This window comes from Bdellovibrio reynosensis (assembly GCF_022814725.1).
GTDB lineage: Bacteria > Bdellovibrionota > Bdellovibrionia > Bdellovibrionales > Bdellovibrionaceae > Bdellovibrio > Bdellovibrio reynosensis.
On the sequence record NZ_CP093442.1, the window covers coordinates 45,464 to 62,744 of the forward strand.

The window sequence follows — 17,281 nt, forward strand, 5'->3', positions numbered from 1 at the left end:
GTACTAAATGGACACGTACTTCATTTGCAAATCACTAATTAAGTTTTCCAAAAATTTAGCTTCATCGCTAGAAAGATTTCCCTTGGTCTTTTCTTGCAGGACCACCAAAAGGTCGATGTTAAATCGAGCCATATTTTTATCTTTCGTCGTTTCGCCATTTTGGGGGTTTGGTGCTAAACCCATAGCCATTACGGCTGATGAGGCGATGGACATAATCAAAACAGAAAATGAAGCTTCTAATGTTTCAGCCATAAAAAATCCTCAAATCAAAGATGTGTTCTTGTTTTTCCCTGTCAAGTTAGATGGGATAATAACCCATTAACTTTTGCAGCCTAACCTCAATGGCCGGATGCGATCTTAAAAATAAATTCTTTTGTCTAAAGCCTTCTGGATTCACCATAAAAAGGTGGCTCGTGCAAGGCGGGACGCTTAAAGGTTGGGTTTGTGCTAACCCTTCCATGCGCCATAGGACTTCACCTAATTCGTTGCGGCTGGCTAATAGCTCTGTTGCCATTAAATCATTTTCATAAAACGATTTTTCATTCACGACGGACTTAATAATAACCCAGCCGATGGGTGAAAGAAGTGCAGCAAAAAATTGCACTTTTTTTGGAAGTATTGAGTCTAAAAACTGTCCAATTCCGACAACAGAGTTCGCAAGAGTACTTGACGCCCCGAAGGCGAAAGTATCAAGTCTGCGAATGTGACATAATTGATGGGCGACGACGGCCGTTAATTCTCTTTCAGAAAAAGTTTTCAACAGCCCCGCAGTAAAACCCAACGATCCTCGTTTCCAAGAATGGCCAACACAGAAAGCATTAGCAGAAGAATGGGGGGTTATATAAATCGCTGGAGCTGGAATTCTTAATTCTTGGGAAACGCGCTCAACAATATCAATAACTCCCCAAGCATCTTGGCCTTTAACGCGTTTTGCATTCAGCTTCCCAAGCACTCGATTTTCGCCATAGAAGAAAACAAAAAAGTTAAGCAACAGGGCAAGCAAGAAGCCGATGCTTAAACCTAAGCGTTCACCAACTTGGTAACCGGCGATCAGCAGCGCTAGGGAGCTTATAAGAATGAAAAGCCAGACTTTTGTATTGTTGTTTATCATATATTTTTTGTCCCACTTATTCAGGTACTTGGCAAGGGTATGGGAAGCGCTGTTCTACAAAGTCTAAGCTTGCGGAGTTAGAAGGAAAATTGTGAAATAAACTGTCTGTCCTAGGAGGAACATCGTGAGTGAAGTTGACATCATGGCCCTGAACGCCGCCATTAAGCAAGAAAGCCAATTTATCGAAAAAATGATGGCTGAGATTAACAAAGTTGTCGTTGGTCAAAAAGAAATGGTTGAAGGCATTATGATGGGCCTTTTAACGGGTGGCCACATTCTGTTAGAGGGTGTTCCGGGCTTAGCGAAAACTTTAACAATCGCGACAGTTTCAAAATCAATCTCTTTAGATTTCCAAAGAATTCAATTCACTCCTGATCTGTTACCAACAGACTTGATTGGTACGATGATTTTTAATCCAAAATCAGGGGAGTTTGCTCCTCGTAAAGGTCCGATCTTTACAAACATCGTGCTTGCCGACGAGATTAACCGTGCGCCTGCCAAAGTTCAATCAGCACTGCTTGAAGCGATGGCCGAAAAACAAGTGACGATCGGTGATGTGTCTTACAAACTTTCTAATCCTTTCTTAGTTCTTGCGACTCAAAATCCGCTAGAACAAGAAGGTACTTATCCGCTGCCTGAAGCGCAGATGGACCGCTTCATGTTTAAAATTAACGTTGTTTATCCAGGTAAAGGTGAGGAGCTAGAAATCCTAAACCGCATGGGTACGAATGAAAAACCTGTGGTGAATTCCGTAATTTCTCAAGAAGACTTATTAAGAGCTTCTTCACGCGCAGACCAAATTTACGTCGATAATAAAATTAAGAACTACATTGTTGAATTGATCATGGCTTCGCGTAAGCCAGGCGAATACGGTTTAAGTCGTATCGCAAATCTGATCAATGTCGGTGGTTCACCGCGTGCAACGATCAGTTTGTATCGTGCAGCAAAAGCCCACGCGTTCATCCGCGGAAGAGGTTACGTAACGGCTGAAGACGTAAAAGCAATTGCTTACCACGTGATGAGACATCGTCTGATTCTTACTTACGAAGCTGAAGCTGAAAACATCAAAACTGATGACATCATCAAAGAAATCTTGAGCCAAATTGAGGTGCCATAGTGAGTTTACCTCCTGAGGTTCTAAAAAAAGTTAAGCTCTTAGAGATCAACACAAGAAAACTTGTGAACAATCTTTTTGCAGGCGAATATCACACGGCCTTTAAGGGTCAAGGGATGACTTTTGCGGATTTCAGGGAGTATGTGCCAGGCGATGACGTGCGGAGCATTTCATGGCCCCTGACTGCACGTACAGGAAAACCCTACATCAAAACTTTCGAAGAAGAGCGTGAGCTGACTTTGATTTTAGCAGTCGACGTCAGTGGCTCTAGTGACTTTGGAACTGGCCCTTACTTTAAAGGTGAAGTCATGACCCACATGGCAGCCCTTTTAGCTTTTTCGGCGGTGAAAAATAATGACCAGGTCGGCTTACTACTTTTTAGTGATCAAGTTGAACACTTCGTTCCACCTAAAAAGGGACGTGGCCATGTGCATAGACTTCTTCGCGATTTATTTTACTTTCAGCCTAAAAGCCATCGTACCAAACTGTCTTCAGGCTTTAGTTACCTGCAAGGTATTTTAAAAAAGCGCGCGACAGTTTTTGTGTTCAGCGATTTCATGGATCAGGGCTTTGATCAAAGTTTAAGACTTCTAGGTCGCAAACACGACGTGGTTGCGTGCGTGGTCAATGATGCTGCCGAATACTCGTTACCGCGCATGGGTGTGATTGAAGTTCAAGATGCTGAAACTGGCGAAATTCTAACGGTAGACACTTCTTCACCGGGCTTCCGTGCCCAGTATGAAGAGGCTGTTTTAAAACGCAAAGATCAACGTGATAAAGCTTTAAGGCTTTCTCAAGTTGAACGCGTGGATGTGAAATCCAGCGAAGATTATGTAAATCCGCTGGTCGCATTTTTTAAGAAGAGATAATAATGGCAACGATTCAGTGTAAAGTGGAAGTCCCCGCTGTTGAGGGATTAAATGAAAATGAAATCACTGTCGGACGAGAAATTCTTCTAGCATGTGAAGGGGAGTTTCCAAAAAACCTAGATCAGGAAAAGCTTCATTTCGTCTTAAAGCCAGAGATGAAATATAAAATCCATTTACTAAAATTTGAATTTAGAAGTTCGACGGCGGCTGATATCACGGCCACAGCGTATAAAGCTGGTGAAATTCAAATCGATGACTTGCAATTAAGTGACGGCACGCAAACTTTAAGCCTTGGTGCTATTCAGTACGGTGTGCAATCTGTGCTACCGAAACAGGCTCCGGGTGCGCCTGAAGTTAAACAAGAACCCTTTGGTCCCTTTGGACCCGCACAGCTTTCTGTGCCGATGTTATATTGGGCAATGCTTGCTGCATTTATCGGTTTAGTAATTCTTTTGGTGGTCGCAAAAATCTATCGTGTGGTTCAGCGCCGAAATATGTTACAGCGCCTTAAAGAACATGATTCAGCGTTATCGCCGCTAGCGCAATTCCATCAAAGCTTTAGAAAATTACAGCGCATAAACTCTGTGTTCTTCGGTGTAGCCGCAAGTAAAGAAGACATCCAAACTTGTCTTGAAGACACGAACAAGATGTTAAAACTTTTCTTAACTCGTCGTTACCAAGTGCCTGCTTTAGAGTGGAATGATCGATTGATTTTAAAAGATCTTAAAAAACACCATCCTAAAGTTCACCAGCATTTTGGCGACGATTTAAAAAAGCTGTTAAATGAATACAGTCGGGGCTTCCAGGATAAAGAAAATCTTAAAGAACAGGATGTCTTAAACATCGCAACTTCAACCCGTCACTTAGTTGAAGAAATGGAGAGAATGTCATGACCTATCATTCTCTTTGGGCTTTTTGGTTTCTAATTCCGCTAGTTTTAATTCTTGTTTGGACATTCTGGAATCGTCGTAAAAAAACACCGACGTTACAGTTTGGTTCAGTTGACGTCTTAAAAAGCGTGACGCCAAGTCTGCGTACCAGACTTATGCACTTACCAACAATTCTAAAAGCATTGGCATTGGTATTTGCAATCATGGCTTTAGCCCGACCGCAAACCATGAACACTAAGATCCGTAAGAACGTAGAAGGTATCGATATTGTCATCTGTTTAGACGTGTCTGACAGTATGTTGATTGAAGATATGAAGCCTTTAAATCGTTTAGAGGCCGCTAAAGAAACTATCAAAAAATTCATCGAAGGCCGAAGCTCTGACCGTATCGGCCTTGTGGTGTTTGCTGGTGAATCTTTCACTTTAGTTCCACCAACTTTGGATTACCAATTGATCTTACAACGAGTGGGCGAGATCACCAGTGCTTCAAGTGCTAAAATCAAAGACGGTACAGCTCTAGGTGTTTCAATGGCGAATGCAGCAGGAAGATTAAAAGACTCCCAAGCAAAAAGCCGCGTGATGATTTTCATGACCGACGGGGAAAACAACTCTGGAACCATCGATCCTGAAACGGGTTTAGAAATCGCCAAAGGTTATGGCATTAAAGTTTATTCCATCGGTGTAGGTAAAGATGGTCCAACTAGAATTCCAGTTTATTCTCGGGACATTTTTGGCCAGAAAGTAAAAACCTATCAACCGTTTGAAAGTACAGTGAATGAAGACTTACTTTCCCGTATGGCAAAGGATACCGGCGGTAAGTTCTATCGCGCGACCAATGAAGGTGCCTTACAAAAAGTCTTTAACGACATCGACAATCTAGAGAAAACTAAAATTGACGTGAACAAATTCACTAACTACACGGAAAAATTTCCGCCGTATTTAGTAATTGCCATCGTCTTGTATTTAACAGGTCTACTTTTAGGCAGATCATGGTTAAGGAGGGTGCCATAATGTTTCGCTTTGAAAACGTGGCCGCTTTTAACTATTTGTGGCTGATTCCAATTATTATTGTCGTAGGCTATTTCTTTGATCGTCGTTCGAAAAAAAGAATGACTGAGGCCATTGGCTCAAGACTTTATCCATTTTTAGCAAGTTCCGTTTCAAACAAAAAAAGAAAACTTAAAACGTTCTTGCAAGTTTTAACTGTGTTCTTATTTGTTCTAGCTTTAGCCCGCCCGCAGATGGGTGAAAGCCAGCAAGAAGTTAAATCAGAAGGTGTTGAAATCATTTTTGCTGTCGACGTTTCAGAAAGTATGATGGCCGAAGACGTGAAGCCTTCGCGTTTAGCCCAAGCTAAAAGTGAACTGAGCCGTCTGATGGATTTGATGCCTGGAAACAAAGTGGGAGTCGTCGCATTTGCAGGCTCTGCAGCCCTTTTATCACCTCTAACGAATGATCCGGGCGCGATTAAAATGTATCTTGAGTCTTTAGAGCCAAGTTCAGTTTCATCGCAAGGTACCAACTTTACTGAAGCTTTGAACGTAGCTAAAGACGCTTTCAATCGCGGTGGTGTAACAACCGATGATACGGTCAAAGTAACTCGCGTTATCTTAATCGCATCAGACGGTGAAGATCATGAACCGGGAGCTTTAGAAGAAGCTAAGAAAATGGCTAGCGAAGGTGTGCGTATTTTCTCGCTAGCTTACGGCACTGAAAAAGGTGGCGCCATTCCCGTCAGAGACGGCATGGGCTTTTTAAAGGGTTATAAAAAAGACCGCCAAGGGCAGACGATCCTGACAACTGTTAAAGGTGATGCTTTAAGATCCATCGCTGAAGCAGGCAAAGGCAGTTTTTATTTCGCAACCTTTGGCGGCGATCAAACCAAACTTTTAGTCGAAGATATCACCAAACTTGAAAAGACTCAGTTTGATGCCACCATGGCGACACAATACGAAGAGCGTTTTCAAACAGTGCTGTTATTAGGTATTTTAGTCGCATTAATCGAGTTATTCCTGGGCGAACGCCGTCAAGGTTTCCGCTTCTGGAAAGGACGATTCGAGGTGCCCCCTGCGTAGTTTAATTTATTCTTCGATAGTTATAGCTTTATTAACTGGTTGTGGACCGGGCCGTCCTGACTTGCGCACTTTGCAGTTAAATCAAAATGCAAATAACGATCTTAAAGGACAGACCTTTCCATCGGCGATGGAAAAATATCTTGAAGCTTTAAGGTATGATCCTTTCGTCGGTGCCTTGCATCTGAATTTGGGTTTAAGTTTTGAAGGCTTGCAGCAAGCTGAAAAAGCCTTAGCTTCTTATAAAGAAGCAGAAACCTTGGCCTTAAAAGAACAAAACCAAGAATTAGTATTTATGGCACGCTTCAATCAAGCGCAGCTTTTAGGCAAAGCCAAACGCATCGATGAAGCCTTGAGCTTGTACCAAAAAGCCTTAGAGATCATTCCCACCTCTAAAGAAGTGAAAACCAATATCGAACTTCTAACCCAAGGCGAAGGCGGCGGGAACGGTGGTGAAAACCAAAAGGATCAAAAAGATCAAAGTGGTGATCAGCAAAAAGACCAAAACAAAGACGGTCAAGGCGATCAAAATAAAGATAAAGAACAAGACCAAGAACAAAAAGACGAAAAAAAAGAAATGAAACAATCGCCAAAGTACAAACCTCGTCCTTTCCAAGGAAAAGAGTTGTCAGAAGCGGATGTTAAAAAAATCTTGGGCGAACTAAAACAGCAAGAAGAAAAAATCAGAGCTGAGTACAATAAGAAAGAAGTGAAGGAGCAGCCTCGTGACAAAGATTGGTAATTATCTGTTCTTTCTTAGCTTGATATTTTGGGGAGTGCTAGCGTCAGCCGCCGGCACGACCGTGCAAGCAACCGTGGACCGCAATGAAATTGGCGCTGGTGATACGTTCACTTTAACAGTCGCTGTAGTTTCATCAGAAGAAGATGTGGATATTCAAGATCCGCGAGTTCCTGATCTTGACGGTTTTGATTTATTAAACAATTGGACTTCAACCGCGGTCGCGCAAAAGTTAGTGAATACGGGTTCAGGAATGCAGTTTGAAACTCAAAGACGTAAAGAGTTTCATTATATGCTTGGACCAAAAAGAACTGGTAACTTAAGTCTATCCGCTTTTGAAGTGGTCGTAAATGGCAAGGTCTTTAGAACTCAGCCCGTCGTTATTAAAGTAGCTAAAGACGGGGCAGCACCGAAACCTCGTCCTCGTCCAAATCAAATGCCGGGAATGCCGGGCTTTGAAGATCCGTTTGAAGCCATGGACCGCGCCGAAGAAGAAATGTTTAACCAGCTTCTTCGTCAGCGTCAGCGTTTGATGCAACAACAAATGCCCGGCGCCCCTGATGAAGACTATCCCTCAGGTGTAAACACTGGATTGCCAGAAGCCGCTTTTAGAAGTCTTCCGACAAATCCTAACGAAGCGTTCTTTATATCTGTGGAAGTAGATAAAACCGAAGTCTACGAAGGCGAACAGGTCACTGTGAACTGGTACATCTATACCCGTGGCCAGATGGAAACATTAGATCGCTTAAAATTCCCAAGTCTTAGAGGCTTTTGGAAAGAGATCATCGAAGAAGTTCCATCCATTCAATTTAGCGAAGAAGTCGTAAACGGTGTTCCTTGGAAAAAGGCCCTGCTTGCATCCCACGCTTTGTTCCCAATCAAGGCGGGTACTGCGAACATTGATGAATATAAAATCAAATCCCGCGTTAGGACTCCGGCTCAAGGTTTTGGTGGATTCTTTGGTAAACCCTATGAATACACAAAAAGTTCAGCGCGCGTTCCTATTAAAGTAAAACCTTTGCCAGTGGAAGGCAGACCTTCTGACTTCACTGGCGCTGTAGGGCAGTTTGAAGTGAATGCTACGGTCGAAGGGACAAGTGTTCCTGTGAACCAACCGTTAAGTTTAAGAGTGCGCTTTGAAGGAGCTGGTAACGCTAAACTTATCGACTTGCCAGCGATCAATTGGCCAACTGGGTTAGAGCAATACGACACAAAATCTGAATCCAAATTTTTTAAAAACGGTCGCAGCTTTAAAGAGTTTGAAGTTTTAGTGATCCCGCGCCAAGAAGGGGATCTGACAATTCCTGCGATCAGTGTAAGCATGTTTGATCCGCAAACAAAAAAATACACAACCCGATCGACTCAGCCGATCCAACTAAAGATCGTGAACAATCCGAATGCTCCCGTGGGCTCTTCATCCCGCATGGGTGATCCAGCCAAACCAGCAGTGAAACCAAAGATCGTTGAAAACCGTTTGCCAGATCCATTGGTGACTTGGCAGCCAGCAGTTGAAGCAACGGTGCTTTATCGCCCGTGGCTGTGGTTCTTAGTTTATGGCGGAATTTCATTAGTGTTACTAGCGAAAGCGCAAAGAGCTTTTGGTTGGGGACGCCGTCGCAGATCGCTGAAGGAAATGGTAGCAAAACGATATAAACAAGTTGATTCGGCTTTAAATAAAGGTGACTTCAGAAAAGTCGGGGTTGAAATGACAAACATCTTTTACACCGTTCTAGGTAACGTTGCCGGTGAAGGGGGTGCTGCTCAAGAGCTTGAAACCCTGCTAGGTAAAATGCCACCAAGCTTAAGACGTGATCATGGTGAAGAAATTAAAAAGAACTTTGAAGTTTTCCAAACCTTAAGCTTCGCACCAGAAGAAATGCTTGGAACTTTAAAGGACACGTCCGTCATGAAAGGTCACGTAGACCGCGCTAAAAAAGTTCTTAATGCAGTCATCGCAGGTGTAGAAACGAAAGCTTAAAGCGTCTGCCTTAAAAATCTGCGCGCAGACGCAAATAAACGTTATTCAATTCGCGGTCCGTGTTTCTAATCGGACCGCCTGTAATGCGATAACTAGTTTGAACTTTGTTACGATATCCAAGTCTAAGAATAAGAAAATCAGTCAGCTTGTGAGTGAGATACACATGCTTTCCCCAACCAGGATTGCGGTAATAGTCATAAAGGTCTTCATCGGTAAAGGCGAAGCTGATGACTTGTCTTGAAATTTCTAAGTACTCAGCTCCCACCGCCCAACGTTTCCATCGGTAACGACCGTCAAACATAAGACTGTAGCCATGGGCGTGGGTTTCATCTGTCGTTGATCCAGCGCCAATACCAGGCGCTGCTAAACCGTAACTCTCAGTAATCGATTGAGTGAAGCTAGCAGCAAGGTCAAAGCGTGAACGAAGAATACCTTGAGCTTCCATATACAAGGTGTTGTTCATCGCTGAATATTCTAAGTTCGAAGTTCCTTGCCCAGAAAAAAAGCGATAATCCCGCAGCAACGTTCCTTGTAAAACGACGTTAGTCCGTTCGCTATAATCATTTTGAGTTGAAAGATAATCCATCTGCAAAGCACCGATATTGATTAGCGGTGCCATATCGCTGCCTGCAGCAGCGTTACCAGTCGTGATATCTCCTTTGGGTGGATCGATATACCACTCATTTCCCGTATTACCTAGATTTACAATTGAAAGAGGAGTAAATAGCCCACGGAACAAAAGCTGTTCATGTGGCGTATGGAGGTATCTGTAAGTTCCAGCAATCCCATCCAATGCTAAGTTAAAATTTAAAATCGGATAAGTCCCTTGCGTCGGTTGCATATCCCAAAGGTGACTGGGCGGTCCTTCCACCGTCGGAAGGCGTCCAATTGAAAAAGTCCATTGGGGAACAGGAGTGTAATCAAGATAGGCTTTTTCTAAAAACACGTGGGGGCCTTGATGTCTAAAGGCCATTTCCATATCGTTAAACTGGCGCGCTATGTTTCGTCCTTCTGAAAAAGCACGGTTAAAAAATTTAGTCGTAGTGAATCGAGAATAAATTTTAACTTTCGGATCTAAATCCACATTGGCATCTAAAGAAAAACGCAGGCGCAGATAATTGACACGGCGAAGATCCCGGGGTGTGGGGTAAGTTTCTTTAGTGGCAATTTCGTCGTAAGAAGATGTCAGCTGTCCATGGATTGAAACAATCTCAAGCTCTTGTTCCGCCTTTACATCGGCGAGTTCTTGTTCCATGAGTCGCATTCTTTGCAGAATTTCATCGATTTGTTTTTGTTGGTTATCTTCGCTGGAAAGCACCGTCGCATAAGGGGATTGTTGCGCGAAGGCCTGAGAGGCTAAAAGCAATGAAAAGAGGAAAGACGCTATTTTCATCGTCCAATAACCATCCCAGGGGACGTTTTTAAGCACTTCACAGTGCAGCCTTCTCTGATATCCACTTCAGAATCAGGAATGCACGATAAATAAAGCTGACGAATGTGACGAAGGGCTTCTTCGTCAGTCACGCTCATATTGCATTCAGCCATCAGCACTTCCTTCACGGTTTCAATTTTTCCCGGGTTGGCGAAGCTGAGTGGAAAAAATAATATTGAGAGAACAAAAATCATTGTTTTCATATCACCCCTAAAAATCCGTTCTTAAGCGAATATAATAGTTTCGAATATCTCGATCCGTGCTGTAGATGGGCCCAGGCCCCACATAATAGTTGTTCTGGGTCTTGTCGCGGTAACCAATACGCAAAGTTAAAAAGTCGTTGAGCCTTTTCGTAAAATAAATGTGATACCCAAAGCCAGGGTTGCGATAAAAGCGAATCAGGTCTTCATCAGCAGTAGAAAAACTAAACGCCTGTCGTGAGTTCTGAATGTATTCCGCACCTAAAATCCACTTATTAAACTTATACCTGCCGCTAATTAATAAACTCTGCCCATACATGTGGGCTTCACGCGTGGTGCCGCCGGCTCCAAGGCCTGGAGCAAAAAAACCATAGGCATCAATAATGGTATAGGAATACATCGCTGTGATATCAAAGCGTGATAGCAGAAAGTCCATAAACTCAACATACAGAGTATGAATCTCGCCACTGTAACTTAAGCTCGATGTGCCCATCCCAGAAGGCAAAGGTAAATCCCGCAACTTTGTCGCTTGATAAATAAGGCTGTTGCTTTTTCCTAAAGGGCTGTCTTGGGCTGAATAATCTAGTTGCAGCGTAAAAGCATTACTCATCGGCGTCACGTCTCGCCCAACTGGGGTGGTTCCGTTCGTATCTTCTTTGGGTGGATTGATATAGGAATTAGATCCATCACCAAGGTTGACGAAAGTGATTGGAGTATAAAGAGCGCGCAAAGCTAATATGTGGCCTTCAGGTAAATCTTCACTTATCTTATAAGTCGCTGCGATGCCATCCAGAGGAATGTTGAAATTCATATACGGATAAGTTCCCTGGCGCGGTTGATTGTCCCAGAGATGGGACGGGAAGCCTTCGACAGTGGGAAGTTTTCCTATGGATAACACCAAGTCCGGAGTAGCTGAGTAATCTAAATAACCTTTTTCAAGAATAACTGAAGGGCCATTGTATTTGTGAGCGGCATCAAGATCGGTGGGTCTTGTTACCAAACCTTGCGCCGTCACGCGATTGTAAAACTTGGTCGTGGTCATCCGCGTGTAAACTTTTAAGCGCGGATCTAAATCCATGTACATGTCAAAAGAATAGCGCAAGCGAAGATATTGCAAGCCCGTTGCATCGATCGTATCAGGATAGGTTTCTTTGACATTGATGTCGTCATAGGATGACGTCATCTGTCCACCAAAAGTGATAAAATCTAATTCCTGTTCGGCCTGCAAAGCGTTCAGTTTTTCCTCTAAAATTCGCGCGCGTTCGATCAATGCCGGATCATCGTCTGACTGTTGAGCCAAAGCGGAACTAGAAAAGATCGCTAGAAAAAGGAATAGTACAAAACGTTTCATTGACCTTAAAAATCCGTTCTTAAACGTACATAAAAGTTTCTGATGTCTCTGTCCGTTGTGACCACATCGCCGGCCGTTAGATTAAAATTAGTTTGAGTTTTATGGCGATACCCTAAGCGCAGGGTGACTAGATCGGTAAGCTTTCGAGTTAGATAAAGGTGCTGGCCCCACCCTGGAGTTCGATAAAATCTCACAAGATCTTCATCAGCAGTGGAAAAACTAAACACGTTACGGGAAACTTCTAAATACTCCGCGCCGATAGCCCATTTCTTTAAATCATAGCGGACATCCATCACTAAGCTATGTCCATAGGCGTGGGCTTCAGATGTATTTCCACCGATGCCTACTCCAGGGGCGGCAAAACCAAAGGCATCAATTCCTGTATAGGTAAAGGAAGTTACGAAGGTTAAAGGTAGATCGAACAATTTGCTTAAACGTAAATACAGAGTATCGGCTTGGGCTGTGTAACGAAGGTTGGAGGTTCCAGCCCCCGTCATCGCAGGAGCATCCGGTAGGCGAGTGGACTGAACCGCAAGGGAATTCAGTGTTTCTGAAAAACGTGTCGGGAAATTATATTCCACTTGAACAGCAAATAAATTAAAAATGTTTTTAATGTCTGCACCCATAGGAGTGATGCCGCTAAAATCTTCCTTCGGAAATTTTAAGTAAGCGTCATTAGGTCCGCCTAAATTTACGACTGTAAAGGGTGTGTATAAAAGTCTTAGAAATGCAGCGTAGCCAGCAGGCATACTAAACTTATATGTGCCGGCAACTCCGTCTAAAGGAACGTTGAAGTTCATCATGGGATATGTTCCCTGACGCGGCTGACTGTCCCAAATATGACTAGGTCCACCTTCAACCGTCGGTAGTTTTCCAACCGAGACGGTGAATTTTTCATTCACCAAATAATCCAAGTAGGCCTTTTCAAGAAAAACATTGGGCGGACCATATCTGTAGGCCGCATCAAAATCATTCGGTCTTGTCTCAAGACCTTGGGCATTGGTGCGATTGAAAAATTTTGTGGTGGTCATCCGCGTGTAAATTTTTAGTTTCGGATCTAGATCAGCAAGCATATCCAGCGAAAAACGCAGACGCAGATAATTTAAACCGGTGTTATCTTTGGGATCTGGGTATTCTTCCTTTACAGCGATGTCGTCATAGGACGAAGTCATCTGTCCGCTGAATTTAAAAATATTCAAAGACTGTTGAGCTTCTGCTTCAAGAACCCTTTGTTCTAAAATTTTTATTCGCTGTTCAAGAGTTGGTTGCTGCTCCTGAGCTTTTGCCAGCAAGGGAATCAACGCGATCAGTGTTAAGATTAAACGTGCCGAATTTCTCATCACTCCACTATAGTTCTGAGAGTCTAGGCGGCGGAATTAAATACCCGCAGATGTGTCAAGGACCAACAACAGTTTCCACAGTGGCTTTTCTGCAGGGCAGTGAGCAGTCTTTCAATACCGAAACATTCGAATCGGGTATGCAAGTTAGATAAATCATTTTTACGAATTGCAGGGCTTGTTTTTCCGAGATGGATTTTTGGCACTGGCGATTGACTAAACTTTTTAAAATATCGGCTTTGCGATCTAGACCGAAGCTCACCGTCGGAATGAACAAAATGAAGAGTAAAAATAATGATGCCTGGTTTTTCATAATGGACTCCTTGAAACTTTCCTTCGCAACATTAACTACTGTTTACCTTCATGTTACGAACAATGGGATACTTATGAAAAATCAAAAGATCTTTGCACCAAACTTGCTCCTGCGAAATGGACTCACGGTTTTATTTAAGAAATGGGATGTTAGTGCACAAAGCTAACGTCTTCTTTAGAGAACTAAAGTCGTAAGGGAGCTAATAACAAATCAAAAGAAGAGGTAAAATAATAACCGAAATCGGGGAGGCTTGTATGAAAGATTTCTCAAGCTATCACAAACCAGAATTAAGTGAATTGAAGCGTAAACTAAATGCTCTTCAATATGAATGCACGCAGATGGAAGGGACGGAACATCCTTTTCGTAATAAATATTGGGACAATAAGAAACCGGGTTTGTATGTAGATGTGGTTTCAGGCGAGCCCCTTTTTTCCTCTTTAGATAAATATGATTCAGGAACAGGTTGGCCCAGTTTCACAAAACCTTTGGATGAAAAAAACATCGTGATGAAGCCAGACATTCATCTTTCCCATCCGCGAGTGGAAGTCCGCAGTAAATTCGGTGATAGCCACTTAGGACACGTGTTTGATGATGGCCCTGCACCTACAGGAAAAAGATATTGCATGAATTCAGCTTCACTGAAATTCATTCCGGTAAAAGATTTAGCCAAAGAAGGTTACGAAGAATATTTGCCGCTGTTTGAACAATCGGAACAAAAATCCACCAGTGGTGAATCCGAAGCGGGCGCCCCAGGATATTAAAAGTGCCTGCTTCTTTTTTGGGTCTACAGAGCGTCAGAATCTAGAAAGTAGTTCACTAACTTGCGAACTTCCACAGTCGCTGGTCCGATGAAGTGTTCAGAAAACGAAGAAGAGATTTCAGTTTCTTTGGTATTCACTTCAAACTTTTGCGCTTTCCAAGCCACTTGCACAAACCCCGCAGCAGGGTAGACGTTGCCACTAGTACCGATGCTTATAAAATAATCTGCCTTATCTAAGGCATCATAGATCTCTTCCATATGATAAGGCATTTCCCCAAACCACACGATGTCGGGTCTAACTCCGCCTTTTCTGCCGCAATGAGGGCAAGTCTCATCTACAGCTAGATCTTCAAGCCATTCAAACTTTTCAGAACAAAACTGGCAGTAAACTTTGTCTAGCCTTCCGTGCATGTGGAGCAAGTTTTTCGACCCAGCACGACGGTGTAGATTATCTACGTTTTGGGTCACTAACAGAAAATTTCCCTCCCAAGCAGCTTCTAATTCTGCCAAAGCGAAATGAGCGGCATTTGGCTGAACATCATTGGATTTTAGTTGGGCCCGGCGCAGATTATAAAAGCGCTGAACCAGGGCAGGGTTCCGTGCAAAAGCCTCGGGCGTTGCGACATCCTCAATGCGATGCTCCTCCCATAAACCATTTTGGTCCCGGAAGGTGCGAATGCCGCTCTCAGCAGAGATTCCAGCACCTGTGAGGATCACTATATTTTTGAAAAGCCGAAGGTCCATTATGCCTCGCACAAACACTGTCAAACATTGAGCTTTCAACTGATTTTCATTAGGATGAGGCGTTCATCAAAGAAAGGCAATTACAATGGCTTCTAAAATCGAAACGTCGCCAGAAATGGTACAGAACGTTTACAAGAAAACAGCTGAAAGATTGGCTGTCGTTCGCAACCGCTTGAACCGTCCTTTGACACTTGCAGAGAAAATTTTGTTCGGTCACTTAGACGATCCACAAAACCAAGAATTGGTGCGTGGTGAAAGTTTCCTTCTTCTAAGACCTGACCGCGTAGCGATGCAAGATGCGACTGCACAAATGGCTTTGTTGCAATTCATGCTTGCCGGAAAAGATGAAGCAGCTGTTCCTTCAACAGTTCACTGCGATCATTTGATCCAAGCTTACAAAGGTAAAGAAGCGGATATGAACGCTTCAAATATGTCGAACAAAGAAGTTTTTGAATTCTTGGCGACGACCGCTTCTCGTTACAATATCGGTTTCTGGAGACCAGGCGCTGGTATCATTCACCAAGTAATCCTTGAAAACTACGCTTTCCCAGGTGGTTTGATGATCGGTACTGACTCTCACACGCCAAATGCGGGTGGTCTTGGTATGTGCGCAGTGGGTGTTGGTGGTTCTGACGCTTCTGACGTAATGGTTGGTCTTCCTTGGGAAGTTAAAAATCCAAAACTAATCGGTGTTCACTTGAAAGGTAAACTTTCTGGTTGGGCTTCTGCTAAAGACGTGATCTTAAAACTTTGCGGAATGCTGACTGTAAAAGGTGGAACAGATAAAATCGTTGAGTACTTCGGTGAAGGTACTGCTTCAATTTCTTGTACTGGTAAAGCAACCATCACAAACATGGGTGCTGAACTTGGTGCGACTTGCTCGGTGTTCCCGTACGACGACCGTATGGCTGCTTACTTGAAATCTACAGGCCGCGATGAACTTTCAAAAGTTTCTGACGCTCACAAAGATCTTCTTTCTGCAGATGCTGACGTTGTTGCAAACCCAGGTAAATACTTTGATGAAGTTTACGAAATCGACTTGTCGGCGCTTGAGCCACACTTAGTGGGACCACACTCTCCAGACATCGCTCGTCCCATTTCTGCTCTTAAAAAAGAAGCTGCAGAAAAAGGCTACACTTTGAAAATTTCTTCAGCCCTTATCGGTTCTTGCACAAACTCTTCTTACGAAGATATCGGCAGAGCAGCTTTCGTAGCAAAACAAGCGATGGATATCGGCGTGAAAATGAACCAACCTTTCTTGGTTTCTCCAGGTTCTACGCAAATCCAAAAAACGATTGAACGTGACGGCCAAATGGCGACATTCAACGAAGTAGGCGCAACTGTTCTAGCGAACGCTTGCGGACCTTGCATCGGTCAATGGAGACGTGACGACGTTAAGACGGGTGAAAAGAACACGATCGTGACTTCTTTCAACCGTAACTTCCGCGCACGTAACGACGCGAACCCAGAAACTTTGGCGTTCATCGGTTCACCAGAAATGGTTATGGCGTTGGGCCTTGCAGGTCGTTTGGATTTCAACCCTGCGACTGACGAACTTGAAGGACCAAAAGGTAAAATCAAACTTCAAGCTCCTGTAGCTCCGGAACTTCCTGCTAAAGGATTTATCCCTGATACAGAAGGTTACCAAAAACCAGCAGGTGCGACTGCTCAAGTAGCGGTAAGCCCGACTTCAGATCGTTTGCAGCTTCTTTCTCCATTTACTAAATGGGACGGTAAAGACTACGTTGATAATTTGGTTCTTGCGAAAGCAAAAGGCAAATGTACAACGGATCATATCTCTCCGGGTGGTAAATGGTTGAACTACCGTGGTCACTTGGACAACATTTCTAACAACATGTTGTTGGGTGCAGATAACGCGTTTACTGGTGAAATCGGTAAAGGTAAAAATCACTTAACTAGTGAAACTGGTATTGAGTTCGCACAAATCGCCCGTAACTATCAAAAACAAGGGCGTGGCTGGGTTATCATCGGTGATGAAAACTACGGTGAAGGTTCTTCTCGTGAACACGCAGCGATGTCGCCAAGATTCTTGGGCGGTACAGCTGTAATCACGAAGTCTTTTGCGCGTATCCATGAAACAAACTTGAAAAAACAAGGTGTGTTGGCTTTGACGTTCGCTAATCCAAAAGATTACGACAAAATCCAAGAACAAGACCTTGTGAGCTTAGTTGATCTAAAAGATCTAGCTCCAGGTAAGAACGTAACTATGGTGATCAAACATCAGGACGGTACTTCTGAAAAAATCGAGTTGAAACACACCTACAACGCTGAACAGTTGAAATGGTTCCGCGCGGGTAGTGCACTAAACTTGATTCGTGGTTTGTAGTCTGATCTTTAGCTGAAAAGCTGAT

The 17,281-nt window shown here is 43.4% G+C and carries 16 protein-coding genes and 1 pseudogene; 9 read left to right on the plus strand and 8 right to left on the minus strand.

Annotation, left to right across the window (positions count from 1 at the left end):
• Positions 1–3: 3 nt before the first annotated feature.
• Both MNR06_RS00255 and MNR06_RS00260 read right to left on the minus strand, forming a co-directional pair.
• Entirely contained in the window at positions 4–252 is a 249-nt protein-coding gene (locus MNR06_RS00255; RefSeq protein WP_243537823.1) for a DUF1844 domain-containing protein, read from the minus strand.
• Positions 253–298: 46 nt separating this feature from the next.
• Positions 299–1,111, minus strand: a complete 813-nt coding sequence (locus MNR06_RS00260; protein ID WP_243537824.1) for a M56 family metallopeptidase — start codon at positions 1,109–1,111, stop codon at positions 299–301.
• A 121-nt stretch (positions 1,112–1,232) separates the two neighbouring features.
• Between MNR06_RS00260 and MNR06_RS00265 the strand changes: the two genes are divergently transcribed.
• From MNR06_RS00265 to MNR06_RS00295, 7 genes are all read left to right on the plus strand, one after another.
• Entirely contained in the window at positions 1,233–2,228 is a 996-nt protein-coding gene (locus tag MNR06_RS00265; RefSeq protein WP_407933231.1) for an AAA family ATPase, read from the plus strand.
• On the plus strand, positions 2,228–3,094 hold the full coding sequence (locus MNR06_RS00270; RefSeq protein WP_243537826.1) for a DUF58 domain-containing protein: 867 nt from the start codon (positions 2,228–2,230) through the stop codon (positions 3,092–3,094). The genes MNR06_RS00265 and MNR06_RS00270 overlap by 1 nt, the downstream gene beginning before the upstream one ends.
• Positions 3,095–3,096: 2 nt before the next feature.
• Positions 3,097–3,987: a hypothetical protein gene (locus tag MNR06_RS00275; protein ID WP_243537827.1), complete on the plus strand. Its 891-nt coding sequence runs from the start codon at positions 3,097–3,099 to the stop codon at positions 3,985–3,987.
• A complete protein-coding gene (locus MNR06_RS00280; protein WP_243537828.1) occupies positions 3,984–4,994 on the plus strand; it encodes a vWA domain-containing protein in 1,011 nt (336 codons plus the stop codon). The genes MNR06_RS00275 and MNR06_RS00280 overlap by 4 nt, the downstream gene beginning before the upstream one ends.
• A complete protein-coding gene (locus tag MNR06_RS00285) occupies positions 4,994–6,058 on the plus strand; it encodes a vWA domain-containing protein (protein ID WP_243537829.1) in 1,065 nt (354 codons plus the stop codon). Before MNR06_RS00280 ends, MNR06_RS00285 begins: the two co-directional genes overlap by 1 nt.
• Before the next feature lie 61 nt (positions 6,059–6,119).
• A complete protein-coding gene (locus MNR06_RS00290; RefSeq protein WP_243537830.1) occupies positions 6,120–6,797 on the plus strand; it encodes a tetratricopeptide repeat protein in 678 nt (225 codons plus the stop codon).
• The gene (locus MNR06_RS00295; RefSeq protein ID WP_243537831.1) at positions 6,781–8,772 is read left to right on the plus strand and encodes a BatD family protein; all 1,992 of its coding nucleotides are present in this window, start codon (positions 6,781–6,783) and stop codon (positions 8,770–8,772) included. Before MNR06_RS00290 ends, MNR06_RS00295 begins: the two co-directional genes overlap by 17 nt.
• A 10-nt stretch (positions 8,773–8,782) precedes the next feature.
• On the opposite strand, the gene MNR06_RS00300 is transcribed toward MNR06_RS00295, so the two are convergent.
• From MNR06_RS00300 to MNR06_RS00320, 5 genes are read right to left on the minus strand one after another with little or no spacing between them, the layout of a single operon-like run.
• On the minus strand, positions 8,783–10,165 hold the full coding sequence (locus tag MNR06_RS00300; protein WP_243537832.1) for a DUF3373 family protein: 1,383 nt from the start codon (positions 10,163–10,165) through the stop codon (positions 8,783–8,785).
• Complete coding sequence (locus MNR06_RS00305) at positions 10,162–10,407, minus strand: hypothetical protein (protein ID WP_243537833.1); 246 nt, start codon at positions 10,405–10,407, stop codon at positions 10,162–10,164. Before MNR06_RS00305 ends, MNR06_RS00300 begins: the two co-directional genes overlap by 4 nt.
• A gap of 7 nt (positions 10,408–10,414) precedes the next feature.
• Positions 10,415–11,755, minus strand: coding sequence for a DUF3373 family protein (locus tag MNR06_RS00310; RefSeq protein WP_243537834.1), 1,341 nt, complete (start codon positions 11,753–11,755; stop codon positions 10,415–10,417).
• Between the two features lie 5 nt (positions 11,756–11,760).
• Positions 11,761–13,095 (minus strand): DUF3373 family protein, encoded by a 1,335-nt coding sequence (locus tag MNR06_RS00315; protein ID WP_243537835.1) that lies wholly within the window; start codon positions 13,093–13,095, stop codon positions 11,761–11,763.
• A gap of 55 nt (positions 13,096–13,150) precedes the next feature.
• Positions 13,151–13,405: a hypothetical protein gene (locus tag MNR06_RS00320; protein ID WP_243537836.1), complete on the minus strand. Its 255-nt coding sequence runs from the start codon at positions 13,403–13,405 to the stop codon at positions 13,151–13,153.
• A gap of 212 nt (positions 13,406–13,617) precedes the next feature.
• Between MNR06_RS00320 and msrB the strand changes: the two are divergent.
• Positions 13,618–14,166, plus strand: a pseudogene (gene msrB, locus MNR06_RS00325) (peptide-methionine (R)-S-oxide reductase MsrB); the annotation flags it as partial.
• Positions 14,167–14,189: 23 nt separating this feature from the next.
• Here msrB and cobB read toward each other — a convergent pair.
• The gene (gene cobB / locus MNR06_RS00330) at positions 14,190–14,909 is read right to left on the minus strand and encodes a Sir2 family NAD+-dependent deacetylase (protein WP_243537838.1); all 720 of its coding nucleotides are present in this window, start codon (positions 14,907–14,909) and stop codon (positions 14,190–14,192) included.
• A gap of 85 nt (positions 14,910–14,994) precedes the next feature.
• Between cobB and MNR06_RS00335 the strand changes: the two genes are divergently transcribed.
• Positions 14,995–17,256: an aconitate hydratase gene (locus MNR06_RS00335; RefSeq protein WP_243537839.1), complete on the plus strand. Its 2,262-nt coding sequence runs from the start codon at positions 14,995–14,997 to the stop codon at positions 17,254–17,256.
• The last annotated feature ends 25 nt before the right edge of the window (positions 17,257–17,281 follow it).

Coding starts and splice junctions, on each gene's coding strand:
- MNR06_RS00335 (WP_243537839.1), top strand. CDS start 14,995: ATGGCTTCTAAAATCGAAACGTCGCCAGAAATGGTACAGAACGTTTAC.
- MNR06_RS00275 (WP_243537827.1), top strand. CDS start 3,097: ATGGCAACGATTCAGTGTAAAGTGGAAGTCCCCGCTGTTGAGGGATTA.
- MNR06_RS00315 (WP_243537835.1), bottom strand. CDS start 13,095: ATGAGAAATTCGGCACGTTTAATCTTAACACTGATCGCGTTGATTCCC.
- MNR06_RS00255 (WP_243537823.1), bottom strand. CDS start 252: ATGGCTGAAACATTAGAAGCTTCATTTTCTGTTTTGATTATGTCCATC.
- MNR06_RS00310 (WP_243537834.1), bottom strand. CDS start 11,755: ATGAAACGTTTTGTACTATTCCTTTTTCTAGCGATCTTTTCTAGTTCC.
- MNR06_RS00320 (WP_243537836.1), bottom strand. CDS start 13,405: ATGAAAAACCAGGCATCATTATTTTTACTCTTCATTTTGTTCATTCCG.
- MNR06_RS00285 (WP_243537829.1), top strand. CDS start 4,994: ATGTTTCGCTTTGAAAACGTGGCCGCTTTTAACTATTTGTGGCTGATT.
- MNR06_RS00300 (WP_243537832.1), bottom strand. CDS start 10,165: ATGAAAATAGCGTCTTTCCTCTTTTCATTGCTTTTAGCCTCTCAGGCC.
- cobB (WP_243537838.1), bottom strand. CDS start 14,909: ATGGACCTTCGGCTTTTCAAAAATATAGTGATCCTCACAGGTGCTGGA.
- MNR06_RS00280 (WP_243537828.1), top strand. CDS start 3,984: ATGACCTATCATTCTCTTTGGGCTTTTTGGTTTCTAATTCCGCTAGTT.
- MNR06_RS00260 (WP_243537824.1), bottom strand. CDS start 1,111: ATGATAAACAACAATACAAAAGTCTGGCTTTTCATTCTTATAAGCTCC.
- MNR06_RS00305 (WP_243537833.1), bottom strand. CDS start 10,407: ATGAAAACAATGATTTTTGTTCTCTCAATATTATTTTTTCCACTCAGC.